Source organism: Desulfallas sp. Bu1-1 (assembly GCF_015594625.1).
Classification (GTDB): Bacteria; Bacillota; Desulfotomaculia; order Desulfotomaculales; family Desulfallaceae; genus JADNRQ01.
Window position 1 is genome coordinate 1 of sequence record NZ_JADNRQ010000039.1, and the last position, 11,131, is coordinate 11,131.

Consider the following 11,131-nt stretch of genomic DNA (forward strand, 5'->3'; position numbering starts at 1 on the left):
CGTGCACGATGGGGTCGCCCAGCACCCTGTCCAAAGCCCCCAGGAGCGCCCAGGGGACACGGTGCGGTTCAACCTGCTCGCGCTCGGCCACGATGTTGCTGCCTTTCTCCAGAACGGGAACCGCCATTTGCCCGCCACGGTACGCCGCCATGACCTTCCTTACATGATTTTGAGTTTCGGGGTAAGGCGGTATGCCGCCGTACCGTTCAACAGCGTCGGGGCCGGCGTTGTACGCTGCGATGGCCAGCTCTATGCCGTCGAACCTGTCAAGCAGTTCCTTTAAGTACCTTGCGCCGCCGTCAATGTTTTCCTCGGGGTCAAAGGGGTCTTTTATCCCGTATTCCTTTATTTTTGCGGGTGAGAGCTGCATTAACCCTTTGCAGTCTTTTGACGATACCGCTTCCGGGTCGAAAGATGATTCCGCCCATGCCAGTGCTTTTAACAACTCCGGTTCGAGGCTGTATTTTTCCGCTTTATCCTGGAAGATGGAATCGAACTCGTTATTTGTTGAAAGGTTGGGTGTTACCAGATTCACCGCCATATATGATCCCCATATTTTACCCACGGTTGCGTTGGAATCGGCCCCGTTGCCGCTGATGGTATCGGGTTTTTCACCGGCAAGGGTTTCAGCGTCCTCGAATTGGTTCAACCAGCTGTAATCCAGGTCTTTGTATTTGTCAATCAGTTTGATGTCCCGTTCCAGTGACCAGATGTCCTTGTTTCCCCAGTTATAAATTACCCCGGGAGCCCCCGACCCTTCGGCGATATATTTGGGTATCATAAATAATGAAAAGTAAACAAACCCGAATATGAGTAAAAAAACCGCAAGCATTACCATAAAAGGCGCGATTACGGGCAGAAGCCAGGCCATTATTTTGAGTATAACTTTTTTTACAAGCCATCTGCCGATATTAATTGCAATTCTGATGGCTTGCCATGCGCCCCGGTTTAGTAGTTCTTGAGCCAGCTTATCATCATCGTACTGACGAATAATACCACCCCTGAAAAATTTAAAGCCGACCGTTAACTCCGGTCGGCCTCTGGTACGCGCGTACTTTAATAACCTAACGCGCCCATATATGCTTGTCTTGCCTGGATGTTCTGATACCCGCCACCTTTACCTTTTTTGCCGTTTGAGATTGAACCTTTTTCGCCATATGTTATTAATTTTTTCTTGCTTTCCTCTTTCACCGGTGCCCATTCCTCGGATTCCTTCCGGTATGACCCCCAGATTTGATTCCAAATATGTACGCTGTCAGGATTTCTATTTTTTGCTTGAGCTGTAGTTGTATGTGTTCCCATATAACCCGAACTGGAAACTAGGCACGCAAGGGTGGGAGCTAACTCTACCGAACCTCTGATTTCTAAAGCCCTCTCAACCAGTTCAACACCGGGCAGTCCACATATACCGGCAAAATCCGCCATTGTTTCCACCTGGACTGCATATTTCACGTGGGTTAAGTTGGTTTTGTCCGCTTTCACACAGTAACTTCCGGGAGCCGGGTGAAATACGGAGCGCGGTTCAATAACCGTTGCGGCCCAGGCTGTTTCTTCGTCACCGCCGTCCTCTCTGTATTTCCGGGCAGCCTGGCGGATAATTCGGGCTATCATGGCATCATTCATAACCCTCCGAACTTCCTGAATATAGGGGACTTGATCACGGAGCTTGCCCGGCCCGCGCTCCCCAACCCTGCGGTTGGCCGGAAGCCCAATTTCCTTGCGGGCTTTTAGCACCCTGGAGCGGGATATTCCCATATGCTGGGCTATTACTTCGTCCGTTAACCCTTTACTGTGAAGCATTTTCAGCTGTTCCGTATCAACCGTTGATTTTTTTCCCCGTCTGGATTCCGGCATATTATGGTTTTTGCGAATTTGGTACAAATATGTTCTGGATATACCGAGTTCATTGGCTATTTCCTGGAGACTTTTACCATGTGCTTGCAATTCATTTATCTTTGTTAACAAATCGGAACATTTTTTTTGCTTTAAGATGGCAATAAATAACCACCCCCAGTTACCTGTTTATTCATACATAGGTGTTTTGTCTATTATTAGGTATATTATAGTGAACTGTTAGGTTAATGTCAACTAAATAATTGAACATATAGCTTATATTTTGCCAAAAATTTACCCTGGCCGCTTGGCCAGGGTTTAATCAACGCCACGATGAATCAATATCGCCGCGAGTTTCCAGTTTTTGTGCTTTTAATTTTTCAAATTCCTGCTTTATTCCGGCCCGTGTAAGGTTCTGCTGGAAGTAGCTTACAGCTTCCTGTCTTTGCGCGTATTCGGCCTCAACCGATTGGAAATTTGCCTGTGCATCCTGATATTCCTGTTTTCCCAGGGTAATCCGTTCCTGTACTTCCTGTAGCTGATTTCTCAAACCAGCAGATTCCTCCTGGGCCTGCTGTACCCTCTGCAGGGCCGCGACAGCAGCTGGAGTCATGGATGACGGGCTGGTTATCTTGTCTTCCCAGTTGTTTTGCCATTCATCATAAGCATCGGCATACCTCTGCTCCGCCTCGTGCAGCTTGGTTTCCAATGTCCTGGCCTGCTGTTTCAAATCCTGCATATAAGACGAATCAGGGCTGAACATGCTTTTGGCGTATGTTAACCTTGCCCTGGCTTCATCGTAAACAGGTTTATAATTTGCCAACTCTTGCCTGGCCCTGGATAAGTTTGCCGTGTTCTGGTCAACTGCGCTCTTAACCTGCCTGGCAATGCCCGGGTCTGCATGGCCCATTAGAGACTGCACCTTTTTTCCTGCGGCCATCCCCAGGCCCGCTACCGTGCCTATTGCACCACCGCCAAACAATTTCTTCCCGTATTCAAAGGCCTGGTTCGGGTCGTCAAGTTGAGCCGGGTCAATTATCCCGTGCGCCTCCATCCTTTCAGCCGGTGATTTTCTAAAATTATCAATTACGCTTTGCGCGGTATCGACAATACCGCTACCCACCGCAGTCCCGGCGGCTATCCCTGTGACCAACCCGAAACCGGGATTGCCCGTGGCCGCGCCGGTAATCAATCCTCCCGCTACGCCCGCCGTCAATCCCGCTGCCGTTCTAAAGCCGGTCCTGATCATATTCCCCATAAAACCGCCGGAAGCGCCGGTAGCCGACCCCGCAGTTTCAACCAAACCACCGCCTGCATTATCAAGCGGAGGCTTGGCGACTCTGCCATTGGGCTTCAGCATTTTACTTATGGCAAACAGTGAACCGAGTCCCAGAGCCGTCCCTATACCCGAGGCGATTCCCGTGCCAAAGCTCTCGGCCCCAACCACCCTCCTGACTATACTCGCAATGGCCGGGAGGCTCATAATCCCGACGAGGCTGACCCAAAAACCGGTGTTGGCATGGATCAGTAAAATAATCAAAGTCAGGGCCGCAGCATGGGATGATTGCAGAAAGACCTGGGCAATAAACTCCCGCAACCAGTATTCCATGGCACTCCTTTTGGATGGCGCTATCGAGATTACCGCGACGATTGGTATTAAACCTATCAACAGCGCGAGTACAACCTTGCGCAACGTGTACTGCCAGTTGATAATCCCTATGGAAAATATGGCCAGAAACGTTATTATGGCCGAGCCGATCGCATTGGATTCCAGGTCAATCAGCGTGTCAAGGAATGAGGCTGAAAGCTGCTTCCCGACGATCCAGTGAAAAAACTTCACCAGCATGTAGTTCAGGTCAAAAAATATTGCTATTAAGTATATGCCAAACTTCAAAATGCCCAGCCCGATGAGTATGCCGATTATATAGTCTTTGGCGGTGAGCCTGGTGTTGGGGCTGACAGAAACAAACAAAAATCCCGCGCCAAGCAGGACTATCACCACGACAAGAGAGACCGGCACAAATTCATTCAGCCGGTCGTAAAACTGCGCCAGTGCACCAAATTCATCTTTGGTGAAAGTGTGCAAATACACGTCATTATTTGAGCCGCCCTTATCCTCAATTACTATCTGGGGTCTGGAAAACTTAAAACCGGGATCGTCAACTTCAACCTGGTAAATCAACTCCAGAGGATCATCAAGACCAATGACGCTGACTATATAATTGGGGATGGCCAGTAAAATACTTCCCCCAAGCTTTTCGGGCCAGTCCGCGTTCTGCTCATACTTTTCCCTTCGGTCTGCGGCTGTTTCTTCGCCACTCTTTTCTTCCAGCTGACTCCTGGTCACAACGTAAATTTCCTGCCATTTGTGAGATACAGAGCCGCAGGAAACAACATATTTATATTCTTTATCCAGTTCTACGTTCGTATCTGTAAAGGTTATTTCATGTGTTTTATCATACAGCTCTCCCGGCGGGAGATCATCTACTTTTACAATGCTGTTGATGTTTACTGAACCAATTTTCTTCAGGTCGTAATCGCTTGTCCCTTTTGATATGGTAATTGTGTCCGTGTTTAAATCCTTCCTGGAAGTAACTATTGTTTCCCATTTCAGCGTGATGGAATTGGTTTCAGGGTCGTATGAACCGCTCAAATTTTTTACGGTGCGGGCGTATAATTCACCTGCGAAAGCCAATCCGGCAAAAAGCTGGCTGGCAATAAAGGCGGTTACCAGCAGGATAAATAATTTTTTCAAGATGATACACCCCCAACCAGGTCATTCGGGTCACTGGTAAACATCCTGTATTCCGTTTCCGTGGAATCGGCAAAAAATATGGAGGCGTCGTTATTGACCTTAATAATACCCCATCCTTTGGGGGCATTGAGCAGGAATGCCGATTCGCCCTCGGACAGGGAGAACTTGTCCTGAACGGCTTCAATATCAATGGATTCCTGCCGCATCAGGATTTTGGTGCTGGCGTTTTTAAGAATACCCATTCCCTGTGGCAGTTTTAGAAATACCTCAAAACCCTGCGTTACCGCGCACATTGAGATATTCCTTTTACGCGCGGTTCTGTAGGCGTCCTCAAGCCACTTTGCCAGCTCAATTGAACTGTCGTCCATCATTTTCTGCGCTTCATCCACGACGATCCTTTTTTTCAGCCTCCGGTTTTTGCCGAACTTCTCCCAAACCCATTTCGTGGCTATGAACAATCCGATGGGTTTCATAATATCTTCATCAAGCTCCTTGGTCGATATGGCGAAAGCCGGTACATCCTTTATGGTGACGTTGGACTGGCAGTCAAAAATGGCCTGGGCCGGGGTTGAGCCATGCCTCGTGAAAGGTTTTAAAAACATGGCGGCCTGCTGAAGGTCGTGCTTTGGGGTCATTTTTACATACAAATCGGACAGCGTGGGCATTTTCTTTTTTACTTCGGCCACGCTGATGATATTGCCCCTGGTTTCCGTTTGATACAGGCTCATGGGGTTTTCATTAATCCCTCTTTCTTCATATAATTCCTTGATCAGTTCCTGAATCGCAATTTTCACCTGGCCCGTTAAAGCGTTCGGTTCATAGGTGCGAATCATTTTGAAAACGACGGCCTGGGCCGCTTTGATCGTGCTTTCAAGATTGACAAAGACATTGCCGTTTTCATCTTCTTCCTCATCCACGTCAAAAATATTTATGCGGTATTTGCTGTTGGGGTGAAGTTTAATGTACGGGCAACCCATACCGGCCATCAGGTTTTCGTATTCATCTTCGGGGTCGATTATTGCCGTTACTATTCCGATAAAAGTTGACCGTTCGGTGATGAGCTTGACAAGAAAACTCTTGCCAAATCCCGAACGGCCAAATATCACAATATTGTAATTGCCCAGGCTGGGCTCCCAGCAATTATAGAAAATCAGGTCCCCCTGGACGTCGTGCCCGATAATAATTCCCGACTTGTGCCTTAGACCGCCCTGGCCGAAGGGGAACAGGTCGGCTATGTTTGAGCTTTCCATATCCCTGAATGGTTCCTTGATGATTTCCTTATCCAGAGGGGTCATGCCGAACAGCGCCTGAAGCTGGCGCGTGTCGGCGGCCCTGAGCTGTATTCCTTTACTGCCGAATTTTTTGACCAGGAGATTACAGAACCGTTTAAACACTTCCAGATCCGTTGCTGAAGCCGTGGTCTGTATTGATACCATAAAGAGCCTTTCCATGCTCTGCATGATTGCCTGGTGCCTTCGCGTCAGGTCATTGATACGGTTAAGGATTGTTTTTCTCCGGGCCGCGTTGTTTTCTTCTTCGTAATCGACCTCAAGCTGGGCGATCCGTTGTTCCAACTGCCATAACGTCCTGGCGGGGTCAAGGGGGATCAGGTGAATGGCGGTATCGCAGTCCGCTTCCCCGAAGTCCCCTGCATAAAGTGAATTCATCATGCCGTAAAAAGTTGAATTGCCCGTAAGGGCGGCAAAAAAGCTCCTGAAGTACCGTACAGATTCCACAGTTGAACCCACCTCAACGTAGTAATCTCCATGAGACGGGTCCACCTCTTTGATAATTGAAGGGGCGATCAGGTCTTTGGGGCTTGCAGCGCCTAAAAAAATATCCGGCTGATTTTTCCCGGGAAGATTATTTTGCTTTTTCTTGTTTTTGAATAATTGCATGATTAACACCTCACTAGCTTGCATTTGGTTTTTGGGAACTATCTAAATATTCCTCAAATTTTTCAGGTGTCACAGATTCCACAAACAACGAAAACATTCCCATTGAATCAGCGTCTTCCAGTGTCATGAAGGGGGCCAAATCCCTGTTGAACGTTTGATACAGCATTTCGAGAACAGCTTTTTTATCCAATATCATCGACATTATCTCAACTGCTTCAAGGGAGCTCATAATAATGGAGGCCGTCTCAAAAAGGTCATCGGTGGCCGCTTTTTTAGCAACTTCGGGCGAGATATTTTGTCTGTTCGGGTTTGGTATGGCCTTAATTACGGTATTAATAAGCTGGTTTTCAATTTGAATCCCGCTTTCGACTCCCTGGCTTGCGCTGTCCACTTTGAGGATAATAAAGTACCGGCGATCCCTGAGATGTTTCCCCTCGGTTTTCTGCTGAAGGTGTTTTATGTGTTCCATGGCCAGGTTTTTTATTTTCTCCGGCCGGTTTGCGTTAAACCTCTGCAGTTCATCGAAGTAATTTTTGAGGTTTAAATACCTGGTCTGGATTAAAAATGTCACTGGTATGGTAAGCGCGTTAACCATGTTCCTGAAACCGAGCCATATGGCCGCCTGTTCCTGAATGGACCGCAGGTTCATGTTTATGGGTTCAACTTCAATGACCAGCCGGTATTTATTGCCGGGAAGCTCTATTATTCCCGATGGAGTAATATCTTTAAAATCCAGTAATTCCTGAACGGAATCAATTTTTTGGGGTGGTTTGAGCAGATAATATGCGGCTCCGGCACCGGCGCTTAAAAGCAGGAAATCAAGAAACGCCATTTTACCCCTCCTTGCGTCTCCAAATAAATGTTTTCTTTCTGATCTTGAAGCACAACCAGTAATAGAAATATAATGCAACCGGCAACCCTGTTTTGGTGTTCCTGGCAACCAGTAAAAAGACAGCTATAAAAAACGGAATCATGTGGTGTATGTGGGCAAATATGAAGTTATTGAATGGTAGGGCTGGAACTATTTTTGAAAAGTCATAACTGAGCTTTGCGCCAATCAACACAACAACCAGCTGGGGAAGGGTCAGGCCGAAGATAATTTTCCCGGCAGGAGCTGGCTGTGATAATGGATGGTGATGACCAAACAATAAATTCACCCCCTTTCGTTATATTTATTGTTAGCATTGGATGGCAGGTATTTTGGCTATTTCATTAGAATTAAAGTTTCCATGTTAATATTTTCACGAATCATTTGCCAATAAAATTCTAATTTTAAGAGACAATAAACCCCACCTTTTCCTATTTGATAGGTGGGATTTATTATTGGTTCAATGACAATAAAGTTTCCGTCCCCTATAGCTCGGGTCTGTTTTTGGCATAATAAAAATGCATAAAACGGCAGCCAAAAAGTGCATAGCTTGGCACAGGTAAAAAAGGGCATTGCCATCACGCTCTAGAATAAACCCTTCTGATTTGGGCAAAAGCAGGAGGGGATACAAGAGGTGATAGCAATGGCCCAACAACAGTATATCAAATACCTTTACGAACAAGAAGAGTGTAGTATTGCCGAAATTAGCCGGCGGGTAGGTATCAACTGGCGAACAGCAGCTAAGTATGCCAAACAGAACGACTGGAATCAGCCCGTGATGCAGACCAAGCGTCGGCAGTCAATCATGGAGCCTTTTGCGGACATCGTGGATACCTGGCTCATGGAGGACAAACTCAAACCCCGCAAGGAGCGCCGCAGTGCGGCTACCATTTACCGGCAACTACGTGACCAATATGGTTTCCAGGGGTCGGACAGAACGGTGCGAACATACGTTTCCCGCCGTAAAAAAGAACTCCATACTGAAGCACAAGAAAAATACTTGCGGTTGGAACACCCACCCGGACCAGCCCAGGTGGATTTCGGGACGAGCCACATGGTATGGGACGGAGTACTTAGGGAAATCAAATATTTAGCGTTCTCCTTCCCGTATAGCAATGCCGGCTTTTGTGTACCGGTGCCCAGCGAAAATGCGGAATGCTTGCTCTACGCAATGATCCTGGTTTTCGAGTGGATAGGCGGCGTTCCACCGGAAATTTGGTTCGATAACCTCCCGGCAGCAGTTATAAGTGTGGGAAAAGGCGAACAACGAAAACTAACTGAAATCTTTCACCGGTTCATGCTCCACTACCGGTTCGAGGCCAAGTTCTGTAACAGTGGCAAAGGCAACGAAAAAGGCCACGTTGAGAATAAAGTGGGCTATACACGGCGCAATTGGCTCATACCATACCCGAAAGTTTCAAGTTACGAGGAATTAACGGCTGAGCTTTACCGGCGGGCCTTGGAGGATATGCAGCGCCCCCACTACGAGAAAGGCGTTACAATTGCCGAACTGTGGGAAGAGGACAAAAAAGCGCTCCTTTCCCTACCCATAACCCCCTTTGAACCAGTCCGGTTCGAGACTGCCCGGGTGAATAAGTATGGCCAGGTGCAATGCCGTGGGGAAGTTTATACGGTGCCAAGCGCCGAGGTTGGAGAGACGGTGCTTCTCAAGCTCTGGTGGGACCGTGTGGAGGTCTTCAGCCGCACTCAAGAGCGTTTAGCCCATCTCCCTCGCCACTACACATTAAAAACTCAGCCCATTGACTGGAAAGGATACTTTAGGATTTTCACCCGTAAACCAAGGGGTGCCCGGCATGCGACCATGTACCGGTTTCTCCCCGAGCCGGTTCGTCAATACCTGGAAGCATGTGATCCAAAAGCATACCGGGAACGGCTCAAGTTCATCCATACCCTCCTGGAAGAGGGGTTCACCATCGAGGTTATAGCCCGGGCCATGGAGGAAGCCATGAAATACCCGGCGGTAGATAGCGCCTTAATCCGCCATAAACTGTACCGCATCACATTCCCGGACGCTCCTCTGGAGGCCTTGAACGAGACCTATACGCCGGACAGTGTCAGACGCTATATACCCGAGGTCAACGTCTATGACCGGCTGGTACCACAGGCGGGCGGGAAAGGAGATGAACTCCATGAGTAGGTTGTCATTGAAAGAGCAGTGTAAGACTTTAAAACTGGGATATATCCCGTCCATCTACCTGGAGATCACCTGCCATGACCGGGAACAATACCTGACCGACCTTTTCGCCGCCGAGCTGGAGGCACGTTGGGCCAATAGAGTCCGCCATCTCATTAAGAGGGCGGGTTTCCCGGCTCATAAGACGCTGGATGGTTTTGATTGGAAGCCCGTGACCTTACCGACCAACACTACTATCGGCGATCTGACAGAACTCACCTTCATTGAGCGCCGTGAAAACGTATTGGCGCTTGGGGCCGTGGGCACCGGTAAAACGCATTTGGCTGTCGCCCTGGGGATTCGGGCCTGTATGGAAGGAAGAAGCGTTCGTTTCTACCGCTGCCTCGATCTCATCAACGCCCTGTTGGAAAGTCACCGTCAGGGGCGTTTACAGCGACTGATGGCAGAGCTGGAAAAGGTCGAACTGATTATTATCGATGAGCTCGGCTTTGTGCCACTTCTCCGTGAGGGGGCTGAACTTCTATTCAACGTTGTGGCTCAAGCGTATGAACGGCGAAGCATCATTGTTACTTCCAACTTACAATTTGGCCAGTGGAACACCGTCCTGGGGGATAACCGCCTTACAGCAGCCCTCATTGATCGTCTGGTCCACCATGCCCATATCCTTGCCTTTGAAGGGGAGAGCTATCGGCTACAAAGGGCGCTATCAGCCATAGTTATCAACCAATCGGAGGAGTAAGAGAACAGCGTTACAAATACGGCGAACTATAATTTCCCCGGAGCTTCGAGGGAGCAAAATTACCGAGTGTGATGGCTATACTCTGCACTTTTTGATTGCCAAATTCATCATTTTTTACTTGCCAAACACACGGGTCAAAACGACTCACGAAAAGGAACTGTGGGCGCGTGTAGAGAAGATGTTTTCGTCCCCTATAGCTTCAGCGGATCGATCCAGTGGTTTCCGGCCTCATCGCCCCCTCATCAACATTTCACCCTATATAAGTTAAAATCTAAACCCAAAATGGTGGTGGTGGACGAAGCCTGGATGTTCGCCTTTTCACCCCATATAGGTTAAATCCAAACTGAAAAAACGGTATGAGGATACTCTCCCCGGGACATACTTTTCACCCCATATAGGTTAAATCCAAACCCCCGCCAAAAAACCCATCTATTATGCCGATTCACATAGCGCAGTTGCTTACCAATAGCTTTGCGAAGAGCTTTCTTCCCGGGCTTTTTGTTCCGATAATGTTTAGGTAATCCTTACGAGCAACCCGTCGATAAGTGCGCGGCCTTTTACCGGGTTTGCCAAGATTTTTGTGCACGATATCGATCATGTCATCCAGCTTCTCCCTGGCTTCGTTGAGCAGGGATAGGTCAGTGGGATAGCGTATGTCTGCCGGGGCGCAGGTGGCATCCAAGATAAGCTTGCCTTTGTTTGCCGGATATACTTCAAAGGAAGAAGCTTTATCCGGGTTATTGGATTCTTCCTCTACGGCTTTATTGCCACCCATGGGCGGCTTGGGCTTTTTATCATCGTCATTTTTCTTATCAGCTTCCTTGGCGGCACGGCAGATTTCTTCGTTGATTTCTTGTAGGGCTTCGGCACCGAAACGCTTGCG

Annotated in this window: 8 protein-coding genes and 1 pseudogene; 2 read left to right on the forward strand and 7 right to left on the reverse strand. The window is 48.2% G+C overall.

Annotated elements, in window-relative coordinates; all coding sequences use genetic code 11:
- From IT084_RS17280 to IT084_RS17305, 6 genes are all read right to left on the reverse strand, one after another.
- Window positions 1-871: lytic transglycosylase domain-containing protein (locus tag IT084_RS17280; protein ID WP_207744663.1), on the reverse strand; the 871-nt coding region annotated here is incomplete at its 3' end.
- Between the two features lie 185 nt (window positions 872-1,056).
- Complete coding sequence (locus IT084_RS17285) at window positions 1,057-1,482, reverse strand: hypothetical protein (protein ID WP_195714131.1); 426 nt, start codon at window positions 1,480-1,482, stop codon at window positions 1,057-1,059.
- A 673-nt stretch (window positions 1,483-2,155) separates the two neighbouring features.
- On the reverse strand, window positions 2,156-4,588 hold the full coding sequence (locus IT084_RS17290; protein ID WP_195714132.1) for a hypothetical protein: 2,433 nt from the start codon (window positions 4,586-4,588) through the stop codon (window positions 2,156-2,158).
- A complete protein-coding gene (locus IT084_RS17295; RefSeq protein WP_195714133.1) occupies window positions 4,585-6,486 on the reverse strand; it encodes a VirB4 family type IV secretion system protein in 1,902 nt (633 codons plus the stop codon). Before IT084_RS17295 ends, IT084_RS17290 begins: the two co-directional genes overlap by 4 nt.
- 13 nt (window positions 6,487-6,499) lie before the next feature.
- Complete coding sequence (locus IT084_RS17300; protein ID WP_195714134.1) at window positions 6,500-7,318, reverse strand: hypothetical protein; 819 nt, start codon at window positions 7,316-7,318, stop codon at window positions 6,500-6,502.
- 1 nt (window position 7,319) lies between these two features.
- The gene (locus IT084_RS17305) at window positions 7,320-7,634 is read right to left on the reverse strand and encodes a hypothetical protein (protein ID WP_195714135.1); all 315 of its coding nucleotides are present in this window, start codon (window positions 7,632-7,634) and stop codon (window positions 7,320-7,322) included.
- Window positions 7,635-7,997: 363 nt separating this feature from the next.
- Here IT084_RS17305 and istA point away from each other — a divergent pair, with 363 nt between their 5' ends.
- Together istA and istB are read left to right on the forward strand one after the other, a co-directional pair.
- The gene (gene istA, locus IT084_RS17310; RefSeq protein WP_195714136.1) at window positions 7,998-9,512 is read left to right on the forward strand and encodes an IS21 family transposase; all 1,515 of its coding nucleotides are present in this window, start codon (window positions 7,998-8,000) and stop codon (window positions 9,510-9,512) included.
- The gene (gene istB / locus IT084_RS17315) at window positions 9,505-10,248 is read left to right on the forward strand and encodes an IS21-like element helper ATPase IstB (protein WP_195714137.1); all 744 of its coding nucleotides are present in this window, start codon (window positions 9,505-9,507) and stop codon (window positions 10,246-10,248) included. Before istA ends, istB begins: the two co-directional genes overlap by 8 nt.
- A 442-nt stretch (window positions 10,249-10,690) precedes the next feature.
- Here istB and IT084_RS17320 read toward each other — a convergent pair.
- A pseudogene (locus tag IT084_RS17320) lies at window positions 10,691-11,131 on the reverse strand (IS5/IS1182 family transposase); the annotation flags it as partial.

Bases quoted from the DNA above. Each gene is read 5' to 3' on its own strand.
- istA (WP_195714136.1), top strand. From the start codon at position 7,998: ATGGCCCAACAACAGTATATCAAATACCTTTACGAACAAGAAGAGTGT.
- IT084_RS17295 (WP_195714133.1), bottom strand. From the start codon at position 6,486: ATGCAATTATTCAAAAACAAGAAAAAGCAAAATAATCTTCCCGGGAAA.
- istB (WP_195714137.1), top strand. From the start codon at position 9,505: ATGAGTAGGTTGTCATTGAAAGAGCAGTGTAAGACTTTAAAACTGGGA.
- IT084_RS17300 (WP_195714134.1), bottom strand. From the start codon at position 7,318: ATGGCGTTTCTTGATTTCCTGCTTTTAAGCGCCGGTGCCGGAGCCGCA.